Origin of the sequence: Mycobacterium sp. Root265 (assembly GCF_001428895.1) — a bacterium.
GTDB lineage: Bacteria > Actinomycetota > Actinomycetes > Mycobacteriales > Mycobacteriaceae > Mycobacterium.
Genome location: NZ_LMJA01000028.1, coordinates 228,444 through 246,293 on the forward strand (window position 1 = coordinate 228,444; position 17,850 = coordinate 246,293).

General features: G+C 61.1%; 39 protein-coding genes and 1 pseudogene. 39 read left to right on the forward strand and 1 reads right to left on the reverse strand.

The genetic code is table 11. From position 1 onward, the window contains the following. The first annotated feature begins 40 nt into the window (after positions 1-40). The 38 genes from ASE48_RS19805 to ASE48_RS32805 all read left to right on the forward strand — a co-directional run bounded on the left by ASE48_RS19805 (position 41) and on the right by ASE48_RS32805 (position 16,807). A complete protein-coding gene (locus ASE48_RS19805) occupies positions 41-355 on the forward strand; it encodes a hypothetical protein (protein ID WP_156409288.1) in 315 nt (104 codons plus the stop codon). Further along, positions 352-744 carry a hypothetical protein gene (locus ASE48_RS19810; RefSeq protein ID WP_057168846.1) on the forward strand — a complete coding sequence of 131 codons (393 nt, stop codon included), beginning with the start codon at positions 352-354 and terminating at the stop codon, positions 742-744. The genes ASE48_RS19805 and ASE48_RS19810 overlap by 4 nt, the downstream gene beginning before the upstream one ends. Beyond that, positions 741-1,007 carry a hypothetical protein gene (locus ASE48_RS19815; protein WP_235571352.1) on the forward strand — a complete coding sequence of 89 codons (267 nt, stop codon included), beginning with the start codon at positions 741-743 and terminating at the stop codon, positions 1,005-1,007. Before ASE48_RS19810 ends, ASE48_RS19815 begins: the two co-directional genes overlap by 4 nt. 20 nt (positions 1,008-1,027) lie before the next feature. Next, a complete protein-coding gene (locus ASE48_RS19820) occupies positions 1,028-1,264 on the forward strand; it encodes a hypothetical protein (protein WP_057168847.1) in 237 nt (78 codons plus the stop codon). Further along, a complete protein-coding gene (locus tag ASE48_RS19825; RefSeq protein WP_057168848.1) occupies positions 1,264-2,064 on the forward strand; it encodes an AAA family ATPase in 801 nt (266 codons plus the stop codon). The genes ASE48_RS19820 and ASE48_RS19825 overlap by 1 nt, the downstream gene beginning before the upstream one ends. A 3-nt stretch (positions 2,065-2,067) precedes the next feature. Continuing rightward, the gene (locus ASE48_RS32785; RefSeq protein ID WP_156409289.1) at positions 2,068-2,250 is read left to right on the forward strand and encodes a hypothetical protein; all 183 of its coding nucleotides are present in this window, start codon (positions 2,068-2,070) and stop codon (positions 2,248-2,250) included. Further along, complete coding sequence (locus tag ASE48_RS19830; protein ID WP_235571355.1) at positions 2,247-2,636, forward strand: beta-sandwich lipoprotein; 390 nt, start codon at positions 2,247-2,249, stop codon at positions 2,634-2,636. Before ASE48_RS32785 ends, ASE48_RS19830 begins: the two co-directional genes overlap by 4 nt. An 88-nt stretch (positions 2,637-2,724) precedes the next feature. After that, positions 2,725-2,964: a hypothetical protein gene (locus ASE48_RS19835; RefSeq protein ID WP_057168849.1), complete on the forward strand. Its 240-nt coding sequence runs from the start codon at positions 2,725-2,727 to the stop codon at positions 2,962-2,964. 91 nt (positions 2,965-3,055) lie between these two features. Then, positions 3,056-3,217, forward strand: coding sequence for a DUF7429 family protein (locus ASE48_RS32790; protein WP_156409290.1), 162 nt, complete (start codon positions 3,056-3,058; stop codon positions 3,215-3,217). Positions 3,218-3,290: 73 nt separating this feature from the next. Next, positions 3,291-3,434, forward strand: coding sequence for a hypothetical protein (locus ASE48_RS32795; RefSeq protein WP_156409291.1), 144 nt, complete (start codon positions 3,291-3,293; stop codon positions 3,432-3,434). A 16-nt stretch (positions 3,435-3,450) separates the two neighbouring features. Beyond that, the gene (locus ASE48_RS19840) at positions 3,451-3,879 is read left to right on the forward strand and encodes an endonuclease VII domain-containing protein (protein WP_235571356.1); all 429 of its coding nucleotides are present in this window, start codon (positions 3,451-3,453) and stop codon (positions 3,877-3,879) included. 19 nt (positions 3,880-3,898) lie between these two features. Beyond that, entirely contained in the window at positions 3,899-4,096 is a 198-nt protein-coding gene (locus tag ASE48_RS19845) for a hypothetical protein (protein WP_057168851.1), read from the forward strand. Beyond that, positions 4,074-4,457 carry a CHC2 zinc finger domain-containing protein gene (locus ASE48_RS33845; RefSeq protein ID WP_082614314.1) on the forward strand — a complete coding sequence of 128 codons (384 nt, stop codon included), beginning with the start codon at positions 4,074-4,076 and terminating at the stop codon, positions 4,455-4,457. Before ASE48_RS19845 ends, ASE48_RS33845 begins: the two co-directional genes overlap by 23 nt. Further along, positions 4,384-4,917, forward strand: coding sequence for a toprim domain-containing protein (locus ASE48_RS19850; RefSeq protein ID WP_442928740.1), 534 nt, complete (start codon positions 4,384-4,386; stop codon positions 4,915-4,917). The genes ASE48_RS33845 and ASE48_RS19850 overlap by 74 nt, the downstream gene beginning before the upstream one ends. 3 nt (positions 4,918-4,920) lie before the next feature. Continuing rightward, a complete protein-coding gene (locus ASE48_RS19855) occupies positions 4,921-5,160 on the forward strand; it encodes a hypothetical protein (protein ID WP_057168852.1) in 240 nt (79 codons plus the stop codon). Then, a complete protein-coding gene (locus ASE48_RS19860) occupies positions 5,157-5,435 on the forward strand; it encodes a glutaredoxin domain-containing protein (protein WP_057168853.1) in 279 nt (92 codons plus the stop codon). The genes ASE48_RS19855 and ASE48_RS19860 overlap by 4 nt, the downstream gene beginning before the upstream one ends. Beyond that, on the forward strand, positions 5,436-5,828 hold the full coding sequence (locus ASE48_RS19865; RefSeq protein ID WP_057168854.1) for a hypothetical protein: 393 nt from the start codon (positions 5,436-5,438) through the stop codon (positions 5,826-5,828). Continuing rightward, entirely contained in the window at positions 5,825-6,310 is a 486-nt protein-coding gene (locus ASE48_RS33170; RefSeq protein ID WP_200962214.1) for a DUF6378 domain-containing protein, read from the forward strand. The genes ASE48_RS19865 and ASE48_RS33170 overlap by 4 nt, the downstream gene beginning before the upstream one ends. After that, entirely contained in the window at positions 6,307-7,074 is a 768-nt protein-coding gene (locus ASE48_RS19875; RefSeq protein ID WP_057168855.1) for a metallophosphoesterase family protein, read from the forward strand. The genes ASE48_RS33170 and ASE48_RS19875 overlap by 4 nt, the downstream gene beginning before the upstream one ends. Positions 7,075-7,226: 152 nt before the next feature. Continuing rightward, on the forward strand, positions 7,227-7,910 hold the full coding sequence (locus ASE48_RS19880) for a hypothetical protein (protein ID WP_057168856.1): 684 nt from the start codon (positions 7,227-7,229) through the stop codon (positions 7,908-7,910). Beyond that, entirely contained in the window at positions 7,907-8,119 is a 213-nt protein-coding gene (locus ASE48_RS19885) for a hypothetical protein (protein ID WP_057168857.1), read from the forward strand. Before ASE48_RS19880 ends, ASE48_RS19885 begins: the two co-directional genes overlap by 4 nt. Next, positions 8,116-8,310, forward strand: coding sequence for a hypothetical protein (locus ASE48_RS19890; RefSeq protein WP_057168858.1), 195 nt, complete (start codon positions 8,116-8,118; stop codon positions 8,308-8,310). Before ASE48_RS19885 ends, ASE48_RS19890 begins: the two co-directional genes overlap by 4 nt. Then, complete coding sequence (gene nrdJ, locus ASE48_RS19895; protein ID WP_057168859.1) at positions 8,310-10,334, forward strand: ribonucleoside-triphosphate reductase, adenosylcobalamin-dependent; 2,025 nt, start codon at positions 8,310-8,312, stop codon at positions 10,332-10,334. The genes ASE48_RS19890 and nrdJ overlap by 1 nt, the downstream gene beginning before the upstream one ends. 11 nt (positions 10,335-10,345) lie before the next feature. Next, positions 10,346-10,915 carry a hypothetical protein gene (locus ASE48_RS19900; protein ID WP_057169012.1) on the forward strand — a complete coding sequence of 190 codons (570 nt, stop codon included), beginning with the start codon at positions 10,346-10,348 and terminating at the stop codon, positions 10,913-10,915. 116 nt (positions 10,916-11,031) lie between these two features. Then, positions 11,032-11,244, forward strand: a complete 213-nt coding sequence (locus ASE48_RS19905) for a hypothetical protein (RefSeq protein WP_057168860.1) — start codon at positions 11,032-11,034, stop codon at positions 11,242-11,244. Beyond that, a complete protein-coding gene (locus ASE48_RS19910; protein ID WP_057168861.1) occupies positions 11,234-11,605 on the forward strand; it encodes a hypothetical protein in 372 nt (123 codons plus the stop codon). Before ASE48_RS19905 ends, ASE48_RS19910 begins: the two co-directional genes overlap by 11 nt. Continuing rightward, a complete protein-coding gene (locus tag ASE48_RS19915; protein WP_057168862.1) occupies positions 11,605-11,796 on the forward strand; it encodes a hypothetical protein in 192 nt (63 codons plus the stop codon). Before ASE48_RS19910 ends, ASE48_RS19915 begins: the two co-directional genes overlap by 1 nt. Beyond that, a complete protein-coding gene (locus ASE48_RS19920; protein WP_057168863.1) occupies positions 11,796-12,362 on the forward strand; it encodes an RNA ligase family protein in 567 nt (188 codons plus the stop codon). Before ASE48_RS19915 ends, ASE48_RS19920 begins: the two co-directional genes overlap by 1 nt. Then, positions 12,359-12,562, forward strand: a complete 204-nt coding sequence (locus ASE48_RS19925) for a hypothetical protein (RefSeq protein ID WP_082614301.1) — start codon at positions 12,359-12,361, stop codon at positions 12,560-12,562. The genes ASE48_RS19920 and ASE48_RS19925 overlap by 4 nt, the downstream gene beginning before the upstream one ends. Positions 12,563-12,577: 15 nt before the next feature. Then, positions 12,578-14,365, forward strand: a complete 1,788-nt coding sequence (locus ASE48_RS19930) for a DNA polymerase (protein WP_057168864.1) — start codon at positions 12,578-12,580, stop codon at positions 14,363-14,365. Positions 14,366-14,811: 446 nt separating this feature from the next. Next, positions 14,812-15,138 (forward strand): hypothetical protein, encoded by a 327-nt coding sequence (locus ASE48_RS19935; RefSeq protein ID WP_057168865.1) that lies wholly within the window; start codon positions 14,812-14,814, stop codon positions 15,136-15,138. Then, the gene (locus tag ASE48_RS19940) at positions 15,135-15,362 is read left to right on the forward strand and encodes a hypothetical protein (RefSeq protein WP_057168866.1); all 228 of its coding nucleotides are present in this window, start codon (positions 15,135-15,137) and stop codon (positions 15,360-15,362) included. Before ASE48_RS19935 ends, ASE48_RS19940 begins: the two co-directional genes overlap by 4 nt. Before the next feature lie 31 nt (positions 15,363-15,393). Next, the gene (locus ASE48_RS19945) at positions 15,394-15,573 is read left to right on the forward strand and encodes a hypothetical protein (protein WP_057168867.1); all 180 of its coding nucleotides are present in this window, start codon (positions 15,394-15,396) and stop codon (positions 15,571-15,573) included. After that, positions 15,551-15,964: a hypothetical protein gene (locus ASE48_RS19950; protein WP_057168868.1), complete on the forward strand. Its 414-nt coding sequence runs from the start codon at positions 15,551-15,553 to the stop codon at positions 15,962-15,964. Before ASE48_RS19945 ends, ASE48_RS19950 begins: the two co-directional genes overlap by 23 nt. Next, on the forward strand, positions 15,961-16,170 hold the full coding sequence (locus tag ASE48_RS19955) for a hypothetical protein (RefSeq protein ID WP_057168869.1): 210 nt from the start codon (positions 15,961-15,963) through the stop codon (positions 16,168-16,170). Before ASE48_RS19950 ends, ASE48_RS19955 begins: the two co-directional genes overlap by 4 nt. Beyond that, on the forward strand, positions 16,170-16,379 hold the full coding sequence (locus ASE48_RS19960) for a hypothetical protein (RefSeq protein ID WP_057168870.1): 210 nt from the start codon (positions 16,170-16,172) through the stop codon (positions 16,377-16,379). Before ASE48_RS19955 ends, ASE48_RS19960 begins: the two co-directional genes overlap by 1 nt. Then, on the forward strand, positions 16,376-16,537 hold the full coding sequence (locus ASE48_RS32800; RefSeq protein ID WP_156409292.1) for a hypothetical protein: 162 nt from the start codon (positions 16,376-16,378) through the stop codon (positions 16,535-16,537). Before ASE48_RS19960 ends, ASE48_RS32800 begins: the two co-directional genes overlap by 4 nt. An 87-nt stretch (positions 16,538-16,624) precedes the next feature. Further along, positions 16,625-16,807 carry a hypothetical protein gene (locus tag ASE48_RS32805; RefSeq protein WP_156409293.1) on the forward strand — a complete coding sequence of 61 codons (183 nt, stop codon included), beginning with the start codon at positions 16,625-16,627 and terminating at the stop codon, positions 16,805-16,807. A gap of 107 nt (positions 16,808-16,914) precedes the next feature. Here ASE48_RS32805 and ASE48_RS19965 read toward each other — a convergent pair whose 3' ends face one another. Continuing rightward, on the reverse strand, positions 16,915-17,337 hold the full coding sequence (locus tag ASE48_RS19965) for a DUF2637 domain-containing protein (protein WP_057168871.1): 423 nt from the start codon (positions 17,335-17,337) through the stop codon (positions 16,915-16,917). 108 nt (positions 17,338-17,445) lie between these two features. On the opposite strand from ASE48_RS19965, the pseudogene ASE48_RS19970 reads away from it, so the two are divergent. After that, positions 17,446-17,832: pseudogene (locus ASE48_RS19970) on the forward strand (short-chain dehydrogenase); the annotation flags it as partial. Positions 17,833-17,850: the final 18 nt, after the last annotated feature.

Sequence of the window (17,850 nt, forward strand, 5' to 3'; positions counted from 1 at the left end):
ACTCCCACCCGCATACATCTACTTATATGAGCGAGGAGATATGGCCGCTAAACCGATCAACGGGGTCATGACACCTCGGGGGCTCGCCTTCCTGAAAGAGGGCGTCGGGTACGTCGTACCTGGCGCTGACTACTGGGTGGTCGAGATGGATGCGCTGGACAGGCTGAACGGCCCGTCAGTGCATTGGTTCCCCTCCGAGGTCTCCTCGCTCCTGTTCGCAGTAGGAGAGCGGGACAGAGCCGCTGAGCACGTCTGGCACGACATCCACGGAGCGACCCACACGGGTGTGGATCGTGCCATCAAAGTCCGTCATCCCGACGGCACCTACACCAACTTTGAGAAAGAGAACCGATGACCAAGATCGCCGCTACCGCACTGCTGGAGACCGTCCTCGAGCTGGGCAAGGAAACGCCCGACCAGAAGGCGGGCTGCACCTACTTCAACGACGACAGCACTCCGTGCTGCATCGTCGGACACGGCTTCGCCAAGCACGGCTTCGGCGCCGACACCCTCTCTGTCCTCGGCGATACCTACCACCGCAGGTGGGCTTCGTTAAACCACAGCACCGGGGTGACTCACCACTTCATCAAGGATCACGTCGTGTCGGTGCACAACGACGCCGACGACAAGGCGCTGTCCGCTCTCGCGGACATCCAGAACAAGCAGGACCGTGGGGCTACCTGGGCCGAGGCGGTTGACCCGTCGATCACGTACACCGCCATCGTCGCCAAGTACGACCAGTGACCAAGACCGATCTGGGAGATCCAGACAACCCGAGGGACTGGGATCCGAACCACAAGACGCTGAAGTACCGGTGGGCTCCTCACGAGACCGCTGGCGTCCTGCGGATGCAGCGAGCTGGCTACAAGGGCAAGCAGATCTTGGACATGTTCCCTCGGCTGAAGGGCACCAAGCTGATGCGTGAGCTGCAGAACGCGATGGACGCGGAGTCCACCGCGAACGAGGCTCGTCGCCCTATCCACGATGCTCGCATCTCGCGGACTTGACACCCACCAAGGAGGCTTCAGTGCCTGAGATCAAGATCGCAGAAGAGCTGAGCGGACAGCACATCGGACGTGAGATCCAGTTCCCCTGGAAGTTCCCGCGTTCGGCGGTAGAAGCCAACGTCTGGGGGGAGCTGCGAGAGGTTCACCACGACGCAGGAGACGAGATCGTGGTCTGGCTGGCCAGTCTGAGCGAGGACATGGGCGGGGAGAAGTCTGAGTTCGTCGTTCGACGAGGTACGAAGGTCACGGTGGTCTGATGTACACACCACGGCAGTCGCTCTACATTCGCGGATCGGCCGGTGACCCGCTCCCTCAAGTCTGGGATGCCATCGAGCAGAAGGGGACCACGTTGCGGCGTGGCCAGCTCGTATTGTGTTGCGCCGGTCCAGGTACCGGCAAGTCAGCGTTCGTGCTGGCGTACGCACTGAAGTCGAAGGTACCGACGCTGTACTTCAGCGCCGATTCCGATGCCTTCACCCAGGCTTCGAGATCGGTGTCGGTCCTCACCGGATGGACGCAGGAGCGGTCGACGGTTGCGGTGATGGAAGCCAACATCGGGCCTGTAGCAGAAGAATTGGATGCCATTCCGATCCGGTTCAACTACAAGGCGTCACCTTCGCTCACCACCATCGAAGATGCGATGAGTGCGTACGACGCGCTGTACGAGGACTACCCGGCTCTGGTGGTCGTAGACAACATCACCAACGTCATCACAGACAGCGATGACGGAGACCCGTTCTCGGGGCTCGAGGGGCTGATGGACTACCTCCACACGATGGCTCGTGACACCGGCTCGTGCGTGATAGGGCTGCACCACGTCACAGGTCCGTACAACGACGGCGACAAGCCAATTCCGTTGTCGGGCATCAAAGGTCAGATCGGGCGTGTGCCCGAGATGATCCTCACGCTCCACAGGGTGTCGGAAGGTTACGGCTCTGACTCCCTGAGGGTCTCCACGGTGAAGAACCGTGGGGGAAAGTCCGACCCGTCGGGTCAAGACTTCGCTGAACTCGAATTTGAGGGCAGCACAATGCAAATCAAAGATTACGGAAAGTAGCCAATGCCTTTACTCGCAGTCGTTTTCGTCGTGTTCCTCACGCTCAAGCTCGGTGTGGCAGACACCGTCGTGGAGTCCTGGTCCTGGTGGACCGTCACCTCGCCCCTGTGGGTACCGGCGGCTATCACGCTGGTCTTCTGGGTGGTCGGTACCCTCCTCGTCGTCGCGTTCGGTGACAAGAAGTGAATCGCATCCAGAAAGCAGTCGCAGCAGTAGCTTTCAGCGCCGCTGCCTTCGGCCTCGTCGGTTGTTCGGATGCCGAGGTGGCGTCCAGCAACCTGTCCAAGCAGGCTGACAACTTCGAGATCTCGCGGAACATCGTGTTCTTCAACGGGATCACGGACAAGTACCTGCTGCAGATCAAGGGCTACTGCTCGGTCGAGCCCGACACCGCTGCGCAGAAGCTCGACGTGACCTGCAAGGTTCCGGGAGGCTTCAAGAAGCACTTCCTGGGCCTGTCGGACAACGTCAGCTACTTCGTGGAGCAGGTCGATCCGGGCACGGTGAGCACCGACTTCTACGAGGTCAACTTCAAGCCGTCGGTCATCATCCCCGACTTCGAAGTCCGCTAGTGAACTCTCCCTCGACGGGGCGCGCATGTCGAGGGGTGATCTACAACGCGCACTCAAACTTGACACCCACCAACGGAAGAGAGATCCAATGACCACCCCCAACGCCATGCCGAAGAAGTCCCTCATCGCGGTTCACCAGCACATCCTGGGCAGCCTGCTGGCCCTTCGGCCGGCATCGTGGGTCCACAAGACTCTCGTCCCGGCCACCTCCACCTCGAAGGAGACCGTGGTCAAGACCACCATCTCCCACCAGGAGCTGCGGTTCCCGTTCGCTCAGAACGTCTCTGAGCAGAACATCGACATCGCCGCGAAGCGGTGGTCTCGTTGAGGTACTTCATCCTGCCTCTGTGGACTGCAGCCAGTTTCGTACTGGGCGTCTACGCGGGAGCATCCACCGGGCAGTTCTACGGATTCGACGTATGAAGCTGACACTCAACCTCTTCGGCTACGAGGTAGCCACCGTGGAGCTGCAGGACCGGACGCCGGTCAGCAGCATCGGCGCACCGGCGCCCCGGCCATCCCTGCTCGACATAGGGATCAAGAAGGTCTCAGGCTTCTGGGTCGATCGGATGCGGAGTTGATCAACATGGTCATCGGCGGCGGGTTCGCTGTCCTGCTGGTGGGAGGCACCTGGCTAGTCGGAGAGGTCATCAGATGGGCTATGCGCTAACCATCAACGACTGGATGGCGGTGTTCTTCGGAATCTCGCTGCTGCTCACAGGTTTGAACGCCTGGCTCGACTACGTCGAGGAGGGTGAGCGTGTCGCGAAGGAGAGCGAAAGCGACTACGCGTCCTGACTCTGGCAAGCCTTGTGTGGACTGCCTGGCTGAGGGGATCACCTCGAAGCGCAAGACTCCCTGGCCTGGCCCACGGTGTGCTACGCACCACCGAGGCCGTAAGAAGAAGGTCAGTGCTGGCTCCTGGGGCACGAGAATCATTGCCACGTACGACATCACACCCGATGAGTACTGGGCGATCTACGAGTTCCAGGGCGGTCGCTGCTACATCTGTCAGCGAGCCAACGGCAAGTTCAAGCGCCTCTCGGTCGACCACGACCACAAGACCGGCATCATCCGAGGTCTGCTCTGCACGATGTGCAACAAGTACACGCTCGGCTGGGCGCGAGACTGCATCGAGTTCTTCGAGCGGGCTATCGCCTACCTGCGTAACCCTCCGGCCGTCCAGGTCATCGGGAAGCGCATCGCGCCTATCGAGGCAGAGAAGCTCAAGTCCCAGACTTGACACCCACCAGAAGGAGACCATGAGCATTCCACTGCCGCCCCTGAACTGCCCGGTCATCAAGTCGATCATGTTCGAGACGGACTACGTCAACGACACGATCGAGATCGTCGTGCCGGAATGGGTTGCGGTCAAGACTCGTACGTCCAGCGACGAGGACGGCTGCCGGATCATCATCGAGCGACGATCGAAGCATGATGAACGATACGCCGATCGCTAGGGCGATCCTCCGCTACTACCCGGACTGGGATCCGCCCGACGACGATCACGAGTGGAACAAGTGCCTGTGCCCGTTCCACGGTGAGGGAACCGCCAGTGCCGCAGTCAGTTACGACCTCCAGGGGTTCAACTGCATGGCCTGCAGCGTCCGTGGGGACGTGATCTCAATCATCCGACACGAAGAGGAGGTGAATTTTGCAGAAGCTCTCACAATCGCAGAGGGACTATATGTGGGAAGCCACATCCCGCTACAGAGAAAGCCTGCCCGGAAGCCAGGCCGCAGAGTATTTGGCGAGTCGGGGCATTCCGGTAAACCAGCCGTACGGCCTGGGGTACGTCGGAGACCCTCTCCCTGGGCATGAGATGTACCGGGGATGCCTGGCGATTCCGTACATGCGGAAGTCAGACTGGCGTGGCTGGTCGGTGGCCTCAATCAGGTTCCGTCGCATAGACGGAGGCTCACCGAAGTACTGGACAGTCGAGGGCGATAAGCCTCGCCTGTACAACACCATCGCGCTCACCCGCTACTCGCGGGACATGGCGATCACCGAAGGTGAGATCGACGCCATCACAGCGGAACTCGCTGGCATTCCCACGGTTGGAGTCCCTGGCTCTCAGACGTGGAAGCCGTTCATGAGGGAGCTATTCCTCGGGTATCGGATCGTGAACATCCTCTCGGACGGCGACGACGCCGGGATGGACTTCGCGAAGCAGGTAGCGAAGACGCTGCCGAACGCACGAATCATCCCCATGCCAGACGGCGAGGATGTCAACTCCGTAGTTACTAAGCAGGGCGCTCACGCTCTGCTGGACAGGATCTGAACAATGGGAAAGCTCAAGAATCACCGCACTCTGAAAGCCGGTGACGTTGCGGCAATCACTGGTCCGCTCCGATTCAACGGCGACCACGAGAATGGCTTCTCCGACCGGGTAGATCTGTTCGTCGGTGAAGTGGTGGACGTGCTCGATGATCCCTATGACAACGACATCTGGGTCAAGGGTCGAGTGTCTGGCAACAGCCAGTACATCGACGCGGGATCTCTGACCCGGATCAAGTTCAAATGAGCTCTCTCACCGCACCGATCACGGTGTACACCAGCCCCGGCTGCAAGCCCTGTGAACGGGTCAAGCAGATGCTGGAAGACGCTGGCGTCGAGTACGACGCGGTCAACCTGATGACCAAGGAGAACGAGGACGCGTACGTGTACGTGACCGAGGTGCTTCACGTCCGGTCGACTCCGGTGGTCGTCACCGACACGCACAACCCCATCGTCGGGTACCAGCCCGACAAGATCAAAGAGCTGATCGAGTACTACAGCTCTTCCGAGACAGGAGTCTGAATGCTCACACTGAAAGAAGATCTCGTCGGCCTGGACAAGGCTCTCGACCTCGAACTCGCTGCTGCGCGAACGCGTCTCAAGGGTGCCAAGTCGGTTGTGGCTGAGTCGAAGCGCATCCTGACTTCGGCCGGCGCCAAGAAGGCCGAGGTCGCGAAGGTGCTGAGCACCTTCTACCCGAAGCCTGTGGAGCCTCGCCAGTGGGAGGCTCTGAGCGACGTGCCTGTCGACGTGCGCGTACTCAGCGCAGGCGGGTGCGAGTGGTCGTTCTGGACCGTTGAGCGGGCGAGGGCCGAGGGCAACTTGGGTTGCCGAGGCTGGATGTGGTCGAGCCGACAGGCCAAGAGATCCGACCGCACAGCACCATTCACCGAAGTACTCAAGGAGAGCAAGTGACCGACAACGTTTTGCAGGAGGCCGAGAAGCTCATCTTCGGTGACCGCGAGGAGACCTACGGTGACCCGAGCGAGTCGTTCGCTCGCATCGCCAACCTCTGGACCGCCTACATCGGCAAGCTGATCGAGCCGCAGGATGTCGCCAATCTGATGATCCTGCTGAAGGTCTCGCGTACCAAGGGCACGTTCCACCGGGACTCGTTCGTGGACATCGGCGGCTACGCCGGTCTGGCAGAGCGTCTCCACAAGGCGGACAGCACACCGGCTCCGGTTGGTCGTATCGCTCGTCGGTACGACAGCTTGACCAGCGCAGCGACGTTCCTGACACTTCAGGATCGGCAAGGTCTTCTCTGGAAGAAGGTCCGGGCGGGTCAGGACAAGCTCTGGTGCCGACACAACATGTCGGGCCGCGTCATCGCGACCAAGCCGTACATGAGCAAGGAATACGACCACCTGGGTCCGTTCGTCGAGGTCATCGGATGAGCAAACGCATCGTGATCATCAGCGACACGCAGCTCCCGTTCGATGACCGCAACGCTCTGCGTTCGGTCGTCAAGTTCATCGGGGACACTCAGCCCGACGAGGTCGTCCACATCGGCGACCTGATGGACTTCCCGAGCCCGTCTCGTTGGACGAAGGGAACCAAGGAGGAGTTCCAGCAGCGCATCAAGCCAGACTCAGAGCAGGCTAAGACCCGGCTCCTGGCGCCGCTGCGCGCCGTTTACTCGGGGCCGATCAAAGTCCACCTAGGCAACCACGACGAGCGCCCTGTGGACTACCTGGCGCAGTACGCACCGGCTCTCGTCGAGTTCGCCGATCAGTTCAAGCTGAAGGCTCTGCTGGACTTCGACGGCTTCGGTATCGAGACTCTGCCCGAGTTCCACAAGATCGCTCCGGGCTGGATCTCGACTCACGGCCATCGTGGCGGCATCCGGCTGACTCAGAAGGCTGGTGACACCGCCCTGAACGCCGCTGAGCGGTTTACCAAGAGCGTCGTGATGGGGCACACCCACCGCCTCGGTCTGAAGGGTAAGACGAGCGGCTACGGAGGGAACGGTTCGACGCTGTGGGGCATGGAAGTCGGCAACCTGATGAACATGAAGCTGGCGCAGTACCTCAAGGGTGGCACAGCGAACTGGCAGCAAGGCTTTGGGCTCTTGACTGTCGAGGGAAGCCACGTCAAGCCTGAGCTGGTTCCGATCAACGCAGGCCGATTCTCGGTCGACGGCGAAGTCTGGGAGGTCTAGAACTTGACACCCACCAAGCTGCCGTTCCTGCACCGGAACGCCCGCTCCCGACAGATCACTTCCAGCGAGGTCCGAGAGGTCTTCGCTGCAGAGATTCTGCGGGGGATCCCTGTGGCCCAGCGGGCCGCTTATCTGAAAGCAGTGATGCCTTAGTGGACAAGATCTTCGAGAAGGCCGCTAAGTCAGCACTTTTCAGTTGGGGTCGAGAGGACGGGACGGATGATCTGGTCAGTGACCTATGGGTCTGGTACTTCGAATCGCCTGCGACACAGCGGAAGCTGCAGAACTCTGACGAGTACCTAGCCCGCCGCCTGGTCTACATGCGGTCGATGCAGATCCTCGCGGATCAGGCTCGGGCCAGCGACAGGTTCCACGGCACCAACCCGTACTCCCCGGAGAACGTGAAGGACGCCTTGCTCGAAGTGTCTACCAACAGGTACCTGATCGACATCCTCCCGATGGCGATGGAATCGCTGTCGGAGAAGAACGAGGGGTATGCCGAGGCGATCAGGGTCCGGTACACGGACGGTGTCGTGCCGAAGCGGCAGTCCACCGGGCAGGTCTACCTGTCCAGGGCGATCGTCTCGCTGACAGACCGTGTCAACGACATCACCTACGCGGCCGGGACGGAGCGCGACAAGCAGGGCAACCTCGTTGTCGAGCCCGGTCCTGGCTCTCGTCACGCGGTGTTCCCTGAGTCTCGAAGGTCAAGTGGTGCAGACCATTCCGACCCGACAGCGGACATCGCGATCCTGTTGCTCGAGCACCCCGAGGTGCGAGACGACTACCTCCACGTAACACCCATCCACGAGATTCTGGCAGGACGAGCCGCATGAGCAACGATCTGAATCTGATGGACGCCACGTTCAACGGGCCTTCATCGGAGCTGTACCGAGGGGAGGTGTTCCCAGAGTTGTTCCCCGGCAAGCGAATGATGCTGGAGAACTGGGATCAGCAAGACCTCGAGATGTACGTCGGGGGAGCCTTCACCCCTGGCTACGGCTACAAGGAATACCCGCAGAGGGTTCTGATGGGTCGGCCGTGAAGGCGGGCACCAAGGTGCTCATCCAGCGGGACGAGAAGAAGTACCCAGCTCGCGGTACCTGGAAGCAGTTCCGGGGCAAGAAGGGTGTCATCACCTGCATCAACACCGATGAGTTCGGTGTCTCGTTCGCACCTGGTGGCGGCAACACCGACGCCTACTTCAAAGGGTACGAACTGACTGAAAGGAAATAGTGACTGACGAAATCAAATGGGGCCCAACTGGAAAGCTGGTCTATGACCGGACGTACGCTCGAACAAAGCCAGATGGCTCTAAGGAGTCGTGGCCAGAAACAGTTCAGCGAGTTGTTGACGGCAACCTCGCGCTCGTTCCAGCGCGCTATCAACTCCCAGATGAGCGAGAGCACCTGACCCGTCTGATCACGGAGTTCAAGCTCCTGCCCGCAGGCCGACACCTCTGGGCGTCGGGCGTGCCGAACGCACAGCACCTCTTCAACTGCTGGGTAGCGGGGTGGACCGAGACGATCTCGGAACACTTCTCGTTCACGTTCCTGCGGCTGATGGAAGGCGGGGGAGTCGGAGCTAACTACTCCAACAGCTACCTCGAACGCTATTCCGAGGTCGTGCATCCACTCCGTGTTGAGATCGTCTGCGACCCAGACCATCCCGACTACGAGGCGATGAAGTCCCTAGGGATTCTGTCTGAGCACTACGACGCAGACTGGCCGGGTGCATACCCGATCGAGGACTCTCGTGAGGGCTGGGCTGACGCTCTGACGGACCTTATCGACACGCACTACCGCAAGGAAACGGTCCACTACCAGCGGGTTTACGACGTGAGTCGCATCCGAAAGGCCGGCGCGAAGCTGAAGACGTTCGGAGGGCAGGCCAGCGGCCCGCTCCCGTTCGCTGTGATGCTGCAGAAGGTCTGCGAGATCATCTCAGGCCACTGCGGTCAGAAGCTGGCTGGACTCTCCGCGATGGAGGTCGATCACGCGATCGCTCAGTGTGTGGTGGCAGGCGGCGTTCGCCGGTCTGCTCGGATGTCGATGATGCACTGGGCTGATCCCCAGATCACCGACTTCATCAACTGCAAGGCTGAGTCGGGCGATCACTGGACGACGAACATCTCGGTCGAGGTCGACGAGAGGTTCTGGCTAGCCGTCAATAACGGGTACAACTCCGATAGTACGTCGCAACAGGTGTTGGACGCACTATCCACAGGGGCTGTACGCAACGGTGAGCCCGGAATGTGGGACTCCTCGCTAAGCAACACCGGGGAGCCTAACAAGGTCGTCTGCACGAACCCCTGCGGTGAGATCACTCTCGAGCCGTGGGAGCCGTGCAACCTCGGCCACATCAACCTGGCAGCGTTCGTCACCGAGGTCGGCAAGACCGACTACCTCGACCTGATCCGCGCTCATCGGCTGATGACGCGGTTCCTCATTCGAGCGACGTTCTCTCCGGTTGCCGATCCGAAGAGCCGAGAGGTTCTGGACAGGAACCGGCGCATCGGCGTCGGGCACCTGGGCGTGGCGAGCTACCTGGCCATGACGGGTCGGAAGTACTCGAAGGCACCTGGTGACAGGTACTTCACCCAGTTCCTCCGTGAGATGGCGTCAGAGGTCGACAAAGCGGCCGGGGAGTTCAGCCACGAGCTGCGTATCCCGGTCCCGGTCAAGAAGCGGACGATCGCGCCTACCGGCACGGTCGCGAAGCTGGCAGGAGTCAGCGAGGGGATCCACCCGATCTTCTCGAAGTACTTCTACCGACGGATCAGGTTCAACCAGCACAGCGACTTCGCGGCGCTGGCTGAGCTGGTGGCTGAGGGGTATGAGGTGGAGGACGATCTCTTCGCACCGAACACCGCTGTGGTCACGATCCCGACGAAAGACACTCTGGTGCAAGCCGTTGTGGACATCTACGGGCGGGACGGTGAGGACTTTGTCGAGTCTGCAGACGACTTGACACTCACCCAGTTGATCGCCTTCCAGGCGCTCTACCAGACGTGCTGGGCCGACAACGCGGTGTCGTTCACCGCCAACGTCGATCCGGCTGCGTACACCGCAGATGACGTGGCAGGGACGCTCAAGGACTTCGCAGGGCTCATCAAGGGCTCCACGATCTTCCCGGAAGCGTCGTTCCCACAGGCTCCCTATGAGCGAATCACCAAGCAGCAGTACGAATCTGCTGCAGCACAAGCCGTCGCAGACGGTGTCGATGAGAACTGCACCAGCGGTTCTTGCCCCATTAAGTGAAAGGCACTACATTGTCAGCTCCCTTCGAAGACCCCTTCGCCACTGCACCTGCTGCTGCCCCGGAGCCTGCACCGGCACCGCCGCCGCCTCCCCCGCCGCCGCCAGCTCCTGAGCCCACCCCGGCTCCTGCTCCGGTCGCCGCTTCGGCGCCGGTCGCTGTCCCGGATGGCAATGGCGGTGAGCAGGTCCGCATCACCATGAAGTCCGGTGGTGGTTATGACGATCCGTGGATCACGCTGGACTTCCCGTCCATCGACGTGGCTCACGCTCGCCTGTCCGACGCGGCCCGGAAGGGTCGCCTGGTCGAGGTCTTCCAGGTCACTGCTCAGGCTTCGGCGAAGTTCGCTGAGCTGACCAGTGTCGGTAAGCCGGCCAAGCCCGCTGCTGCCGCAGGCGGCGGTGGAGGTCAGTCTCGCGCTCCGCAGGGTGCTCAGGAAGCACCGAACGGTGAGAAGAAGTACTGCGATCACGGCGAGATGGTCTACAAGTCCGGTGTCTCGACCAAGGGGAATGCCTACAAGCTGTTCTCCTGCATCGCACCTCGCGACCAGCAGTGCAAGGCGCAGTACCCGGCGCGTTAATCAGCACGCCAGCTTGACACCCACCAAGATTGAGGTACCGGAACCAGTGACCGGCTAAGCCAGCGACAGTGCCGCTTGGCCTCAATCTCCCCAACCTATCTCTGAGCGGAGAGCACATGACCAAAGCAACGGTCATCCATATCGACGGCAACGACCACGGGATCATCCTGGCCGGTCAGCCGATCCTCGACACCCAAGAGGGTGTCCTCATCATCCACCGGGAAGACGGTACCTCCCGAACCTACAACTGGGACTTCGTCATTGGCTTCTACGAGCTGGACGAAGACGAGTTCAACACCTACCTGCAGGAGAGCAACAATGAGCACTGAAACCGAAACCATCAGCGCCAGCGCAGATGTCCTCAAGCGGGGAATCGAGATCGTCCTCGACGAGAACGCCAAGCTGTTGGCGAAGAACCGTGATCTGGTGAGCCACCAGGTGTCTCAGGCGCAGCTCATCCTCGACCTGCAAGGTCGGCTGAGTACTGCGACTCGTGTATTCGGCGAGGCGTTCGTCTACGGAGACACCCGTCGCGGCCCGAAGCGGCCGAACCGTCCGAAGCTGTCGGACCAGGAGGCCAAGGACATCAAGGCTGCCTTTCAGGGCGGCATGAAGCAGGTGGATCTGGCCCGCAACTACGGGGTCAATCCGTCCACCATCTCTCGCACCGTCCGGGGGTTCTACAACTGATGGCTGTCGATCGGGATCTTTTCGAGGCGACGGTTCTCGAAGGCTCTGCTATTGCAGCGGCTGCCACGTTGTACGGATTCGCCGCCGCCAATAAGGCGTTCGGGGACGAAGTTCCAAAGGTCGTAGACGAGTTCATCGAGTCTGCGCTGAAACACACCGAGGACTTCATGATCGAGCTGGGACTCAACTGATGTCGATCGAGTTCATCTCCTGGCCCAAGACCCCGCGCCTGTCGGGCGCCGGGATGATCATCACCGAGAAGCTCGACGGCACCAACGCTGCGGTCATCATCACCGAGGATGGCAACATCGGGGCTCAGTCCCGGAACCGGCTGATCACCCCGGAGGATGACAACTACGGCTTCGCCAAGTGGGTCTCCGAGAACCACGAGGCCCTGGTCGATGACCTCGGCCCCGGCCATCACTACGGCGAATGGTGGGGGAGCGGTATCCAGCACGGTTACGGACTTCCGAACGGGGACAAGCGATTCAGCCTGTTCAACACCGGTCGCTGGGCTGCGAAGGCTGACGAGTTCGTCACGCCGAAGCTGGACATCGTACCTCTGCTGTCGCAGCGCCAGCTCGACACCAACGAGATCGCCCGCGTGGTGGACAACCTTCGTGAGATCGGCTCTCGAGCCGTTCCGGGGTTCATGAAGCCCGAGGGCGTCATCGTCTACGTGCCCCGGCTCAAGGGCAATTTCAAGGTGCTGCTGGAGAACAACGACCTCCCCAAGGGATTGGTGATGACTCGATGAAGATCCCACACGTTGAACGATGGACGATTCCGATCCTCCATCCGTTCGGACGGGAGCTGGGCAACACCGACCCCGGCACCAAGGTCCGCGACCTGTACGCGGCTCTGGAGAAGTTGCCTAACGGCGCTCACGTCAGCGTCGACCACGGAGGTAGCAGCCTGCAGGTCACCTACGTACACCCAGACCTAGAGGTCAATTAATCGATAGGAGAGAACGTGATTGAGCTACAGCATGAGGTCGATGGCGACCTTGTCACCATCAACGTGGTCGAGTGTTCAGACGATCTGCCCGCCTTCCGCGACTTCATCAAGGCTCACACGAACTGCCTAGCGGTTGACACTGAGACGACCGGGCTGGACATCTACAGCGACACCTTCCGGTGCCGTCTTGTCCAGTTCGGCACTCAGTCCGAATCATGGGTGCTGCCAGTTGAACTCGACCAGGAGGTTGTTCAGGAGGCGATCGACGCGATCAACGCGCTCGACCGTCTGGTCTTCCAGAACGCCAGCTACGACCTGCAGGTGCTCGACCGGTGCTTCGGTCTCAAGATGGAGGATCTGTGGCCCAAGGTCACCGACACTCAGATCCTGGCCAAGCTGATCGACCCTCGGCCTTTCGAGGCCGGTGGGTTCGGTCACTCGCTGGAAGAGCTGATCGCACAGTTCATCTCGAAGGAGCAGGCCAAGAACGTCAAGGGCCTGATGGTGAAGATCGCCAAGGAATACAAGACGACCAAGGACAAGATCTGGGCCGTCGTTGATCTGTTCCACGAGGAGTACCTGACCTACGCGGGGATGGACACCGTCTTCACCGCACGGATCTGCAGCAAGCTGGCGCCGCTGGTACCTGCTGTGTCTCGTGAGCTGATCGGGTTCGAGCACGAGCTAGCAGCGATCTGCAGCTACGTCGACCGTCAGGGCTTCCTGATGGACGTGCCCTACTCCCAAGAGCTGTCCGACAGATGGCTCGGCGAGATGGAGGTCTGGGAGGCAATCGCTTTCACGGAGTACGGGCTGGAGATGGTCAACTCGACAGAGCAGGCTGCTGATGCTCTGGAGGAGATGGGCGTCAAGATCCTCGGCCGTACCGATACCGGCAAGCGTCAGGTCAACGACGCGATGCTCCAGGCGCTGAGCGACGGCGGCAACGAGCTGGCGGCGATCATCCAAGAGGCGAAGAAGCTGAAGAAGTGGAACAAGACCTGGGTGGCGAAGTTCCTGGCTGTCAGGGACTCCGACGATCGGTGCCACCCGTTCACCAACCCTCTGCAGGCGCGGACCTCGCGCATGTCGGTGGTTGGGATCCCCGCTCAGACTCTTCCGGCCACCGACTCCACGGTGCGCCGCTGCTTCATCGCAGACCCCGGTCATCTCATCGGCTCCATCGACTACAAGACCCAGGAGCTGCGCGTGCTCGCTGCACGCTCCGGGGATCAGACGATGATCGAGGCTTTCAGGAACAACGCGGACCTTCACCAGATCACTGCTGACGCAGCGGGTGTGGCTCGAAAGGTCGGCAAGATGACGAACTTCCTGAAGGTGTTCGGTGGCGGCAAGGACACGTTAGCTGAGCAGGCTGAGATCGACGTGAAGCTGGCGAAGACAGTGCTGGACGCGTTCTCCAAGACCTACCCAGGAGTCGACAGGTTCAGCCGGAAGCTGGCGATGAACGCACGCCGGGACGGCTACATCATCACGGAGTCCGGTCGGCGGTTGCCGGTGGACTCGTCACGGACCTACTCCGCGCTGAACTACGACATCCAGTCGACGGCTCGGGACGTGACCTGCAGGGCTCTGGTTCGCCTCCACAAGGCCGGATTCACCCCGTACATACGACTCACCATCCACGACGAGATCGTGGCTTCACTGCCCGCTGAGAAGGCGCAGTGGGGTGCTGAGGAGATCGGCCGGCTCATGCAAGAGCAGATGGGTCCGGTGCTGATCGGCACCGACCCCGAAGTTGGGAAGCGGTCCTGGGGATCGCTGTACGGAGCGGAGTACTAAATGGCAGACATGCTGCGCCGGAACTGCTCACGAGGATGCTGCCTGGTTGATAACCGGGCTGCTGAGAAGCGCCGAGCGAGGCGCGACATAGACGAGCAGATGGGGCGCGAGCCCTACAGATCCAACGGGACAGAACTCTGCTACTGCGGAGAGGAGTGCGGCAATGTCTGACCACTACTGCATGGGGGACGACTGCTTCACCTGTGAACGAAAGATCGACGAGATCGAGTATGAGCGCCACGTATTCGATGACGACTACCCCGACTACTACGACGGAACCTGATGCTGCCAGTCGAATTTGAAGGCTCTCGATGCCTTTACCAAGGGAACTACTGGGCGGTTCACAACTCAGAGGGCGACTTCGTCTTCTGTACTCAGCTCAAGCTGGGCCGCGTCGAATGGCTCCACCTATCCCAGATCGAACTCCAATACGCAAGGAAACTACGTTGACAATCACCACTTTCGAGAAGATCACCGCCGACGAGCTGCGGATCGCGGCGAAGGTCGCCAACACCGCAGGCGGCATCCACCTGTCTGCTGCAGCTCAGTCCTGGGAGCTGCGAGCCTCCGCACTGGACAGCCGGAAGATCCTCGACCTGCACGTCGACAAGCTGGTCGCTCGGATCAAGCTCCTGGCCGTCGAAGGGCGTATCAATAAGGATCACAGCCCGTTCTCTCGCAGCTCAGGCAGCCAGCCGAACCCGGCTGAGTTCCGCAAGTACGCGAGCCAGGCTCTGACCGAGCTGGGCTGGACTCCTCCGGTGGCCAAGTGAAAGCCGCTGTCGCGCTTCCGGCGCCAGACGGTCTGACCGAAGCTCTCATGGGCAAGGCGATCTACGAGCTGGGCAAGCTCGGCACGATCGAGGAAGGTCCGGTAGGTGGGGCGATCGAGGTCTTCACCATCCCGGAGGCGATGAAGCCTCCCGGCGCCCCGAAGGAACTCCCGTTCCTACGCTTCGTGGCCAGCCTCATTCCGTACGTGGTACCGCGTGCCTGAGTCAATGCGGTTGAGCCCGAACCGACTTCACATGGCTGAGATCTCGGTGGGGAGCCACAAGATCTCGTACGGCTACGAGCTGGACGAGCAGGCTACAGACAACGACATCGCTTACCTGGTCGAGCAGATCACTCAGAAGATGAGGTCTGCGCTTTACCACGTCATCTTCAAGGAGAGGGAGGAAGCACATGCCGACACCCGATGGGCCTGAGGGCACAGACGACCACCAGTTCTTCGACATCCTCTACCAGCAGTTCGCTCTGACCACGGATGCCAAGGATGCCTACTGGGGAGTCGGCTTTGACCCCGACGAGCACCTGCAGTGGCAGGTGTTCTCCGAGGGCCACGAGAAAGGGTCCGAACGGAAGTGGATCGGCTCGTTCAACCACGAGGTTGACGCTGACTTCGCAGCCGGGATGCACGGCGCTCTACCTGATCTGATCCGGCGACTGCACGACGCAGTCGATGAAGCGGAGCGGATGGACACAGCCAGAGACCAAGCCGAAGGCGTTGCCGCAGAGGCGGTTCTGGAGAACATGGGTCTGCAATCGCAGATCACCGAGCTAGAGCGAGAGATCGCATTCCTGAGGGGAACCGGATGAACCAGATCGCATTCATCATCTTGACCGACGCCGACGACAAGGACGCTGTCTACATCAACGTCGACCAGATCGAGGCGTTCTACGCTGGCGTGACGGAGACCATCGTCCGCACGAAATCGACTACGGGCTACCACGTCTCGGAGACTCCTGACGAGATCATCGACAAGATCTGCAAGCTCGCTGAGCTGATCGAGGGTGCCCAGTAGTGGAGCTGATCCAGTACATCCCCGTCGCGGTCTACGAGCACTTCTCCGACCGCTACAGCTTGTGGACCGGTCCTCACGGCCCTCGCACCTACGCAACGCTCCCGAGCGCCCTGCAGTGGCGTGAGCGGCACGGCATGGTCGACGGCTGGAAGATCCTCAAGCTCACCATCCGTTGGGGAGAAGAGCCGATCGCTGAGTGGGTCGCATGATGAAGCTGGCCGAGTTCATCTCGGAGCTGCAGGCATTCGAGTACACCTTCGGGAACATCGACGTAGGTGTCGCGGTCTGGACGACCAACGACGAGGACTTCGGTGACCCCGACATCACAGTCGAGCAGAACGTCCTCGTGATCCGAGGCGACCTCTGAACACGCTCAAGAGGGTCGTCTACTTCCTACGGTGGGCGCACTGGCCTAAGAGGATGCGGAGGCCACAAGCCGGGATAGGATTCCGGGGTGACTCTCCCAGAAGCTAAACCGCTCAACGCGTTCTTCGTCGTGCTGGCGATCCTGTCGTTCGTACCGACAGCGTTCTTCGGCCTGGCGTTCCTGTTCACCGGGTTCTCCGGTGGGATGCTCGCCCTCACCGCGTGGTGCGGGCTCTGGACGTTCGTCTGGTGGTCACTCCGACACCGCTGATCTACAAATCGCCCCTCGGGCTGTCCTTCGGGATGGCTCGGGGGGCCTTTTTTTGTGCCTCCAAACTCCATAGGTTCACTATGTATTCTACTACCGGCCGGGCGGTTTCAAGCAGCGAGAGGTACGGAAGTGAGGTCAGACCCCTCGCCAAACCTCACTTCCGGCTTCTGCCTGGACAGCATCACGGTCAGGTGAGTAGCTGCCAGAAGCCACAGCGGCGGGATCGCCGCGAGGGTCATGCCTACGGCGCCGTGAGGCGCTGCGTGTGCCACGTTCCCGGCTACCGAGACCACACTGCCCAGGATGAGCAGGGTCCACGGATACCAGGAGTGTCGTCGCAACGCGACGGTCGCAGAGGTTGCCACGATGATGCCTCCGTCGACCACGAGCGGAACCATCCACGCCTGTGAGTCGGCCACACCGTTGGCGGCTGCCAGCTCGGAGAGCGCGGTGAACGAGAGAGCGAATGCCAGTCCACCTACCGCGACTGTGCCAGCGGTCGAAACCCTAACGGGGGATAGGATCTTCATTGCACGGGTACCTCCGTGTATCGCCCCTCATCTGTTAGCGCAGGTGGGGGGCTCTTTATGTGGTTGTCGAGGCAACCCTAGCACGGTGTGTCCAGTCTTCTGCAGGACTTCACATACGGCCCCGCCTACGGCGCCCAGAAGGCCGGGATCGACAAGATGGCGGCCGATATGGCCGTCGACTTCAGCAATACCGCCGTGGCGTGCGTGTCCATCTGGATGGGCATCCTGCTGACCGAACGGCTGCGCTCCGCGTTCGCCGGGAAGCCCGACGCGCTGGCGGCAACCGCGCAGCACGCCGAGACCCCGGAGTTCGCCGGGCATCTGATCGATGCGCTGTTCGCGGATCCGGAACTGGCCGCGCTGAGCGGGCACACATTGATCGCCGCCGAATTGGCCACCCGCTATGGGATCACCGACGAAGACGGGCGCCGTCCGCCGTCGCACCGCGAAATGCTCGGTTCGCCAAGGGAACCCAGCTCCGTGGTGATTCGCTGATTAACAAATGCCGATAAC

What these genes read in the sequence shown, in the direction of transcription:
- ASE48_RS19920 (WP_057168863.1), top strand. Translation starts at nt 11,796, where the DNA reads ATGTCGATCGAGTTCATCTCCTGGCCCAAGACCCCGCGCCTGTCGGGC.
- ASE48_RS32790 (WP_156409290.1), top strand. Translation starts at nt 3,056, where the DNA reads ATGAAGCTGACACTCAACCTCTTCGGCTACGAGGTAGCCACCGTGGAG.
- ASE48_RS19860 (WP_057168853.1), top strand. Translation starts at nt 5,157, where the DNA reads ATGAGCTCTCTCACCGCACCGATCACGGTGTACACCAGCCCCGGCTGC.
- ASE48_RS19965 (WP_057168871.1), bottom strand. Translation starts at nt 17,337, where the DNA reads ATGAAGATCCTATCCCCCGTTAGGGTTTCGACCGCTGGCACAGTCGCG.
- ASE48_RS19875 (WP_057168855.1), top strand. Translation starts at nt 6,307, where the DNA reads ATGAGCAAACGCATCGTGATCATCAGCGACACGCAGCTCCCGTTCGAT.
- ASE48_RS19950 (WP_057168868.1), top strand. Translation starts at nt 15,551, where the DNA reads ATGCCGACACCCGATGGGCCTGAGGGCACAGACGACCACCAGTTCTTC.
- ASE48_RS19825 (WP_057168848.1), top strand. Translation starts at nt 1,264, where the DNA reads ATGTACACACCACGGCAGTCGCTCTACATTCGCGGATCGGCCGGTGAC.
- ASE48_RS19855 (WP_057168852.1), top strand. Translation starts at nt 4,921, where the DNA reads ATGGGAAAGCTCAAGAATCACCGCACTCTGAAAGCCGGTGACGTTGCG.
- ASE48_RS19945 (WP_057168867.1), top strand. Translation starts at nt 15,394, where the DNA reads ATGGCTGAGATCTCGGTGGGGAGCCACAAGATCTCGTACGGCTACGAG.
- ASE48_RS19910 (WP_057168861.1), top strand. Translation starts at nt 11,234, where the DNA reads ATGAGCACTGAAACCGAAACCATCAGCGCCAGCGCAGATGTCCTCAAG.
- ASE48_RS32785 (WP_156409289.1), top strand. Translation starts at nt 2,068, where the DNA reads ATGCCTTTACTCGCAGTCGTTTTCGTCGTGTTCCTCACGCTCAAGCTC.
- ASE48_RS19810 (WP_057168846.1), top strand. Translation starts at nt 352, where the DNA reads ATGACCAAGATCGCCGCTACCGCACTGCTGGAGACCGTCCTCGAGCTG.
- ASE48_RS32795 (WP_156409291.1), top strand. Translation starts at nt 3,291, where the DNA reads ATGGGCTATGCGCTAACCATCAACGACTGGATGGCGGTGTTCTTCGGA.
- ASE48_RS33845 (WP_082614314.1), top strand. Translation starts at nt 4,074, where the DNA reads ATGAACGATACGCCGATCGCTAGGGCGATCCTCCGCTACTACCCGGAC.
- ASE48_RS19805 (WP_156409288.1), top strand. Translation starts at nt 41, where the DNA reads ATGGCCGCTAAACCGATCAACGGGGTCATGACACCTCGGGGGCTCGCC.
- ASE48_RS19865 (WP_057168854.1), top strand. Translation starts at nt 5,436, where the DNA reads ATGCTCACACTGAAAGAAGATCTCGTCGGCCTGGACAAGGCTCTCGAC.
- ASE48_RS19885 (WP_057168857.1), top strand. Translation starts at nt 7,907, where the DNA reads ATGAGCAACGATCTGAATCTGATGGACGCCACGTTCAACGGGCCTTCA.
- ASE48_RS32800 (WP_156409292.1), top strand. Translation starts at nt 16,376, where the DNA reads ATGATGAAGCTGGCCGAGTTCATCTCGGAGCTGCAGGCATTCGAGTAC.
- ASE48_RS19925 (WP_082614301.1), top strand. Translation starts at nt 12,359, where the DNA reads ATGAAGATCCCACACGTTGAACGATGGACGATTCCGATCCTCCATCCG.
- ASE48_RS19835 (WP_057168849.1), top strand. Translation starts at nt 2,725, where the DNA reads ATGACCACCCCCAACGCCATGCCGAAGAAGTCCCTCATCGCGGTTCAC.
- ASE48_RS19845 (WP_057168851.1), top strand. Translation starts at nt 3,899, where the DNA reads ATGAGCATTCCACTGCCGCCCCTGAACTGCCCGGTCATCAAGTCGATC.
- ASE48_RS19955 (WP_057168869.1), top strand. Translation starts at nt 15,961, where the DNA reads ATGAACCAGATCGCATTCATCATCTTGACCGACGCCGACGACAAGGAC.
- ASE48_RS19905 (WP_057168860.1), top strand. Translation starts at nt 11,032, where the DNA reads ATGACCAAAGCAACGGTCATCCATATCGACGGCAACGACCACGGGATC.
- ASE48_RS19915 (WP_057168862.1), top strand. Translation starts at nt 11,605, where the DNA reads ATGGCTGTCGATCGGGATCTTTTCGAGGCGACGGTTCTCGAAGGCTCT.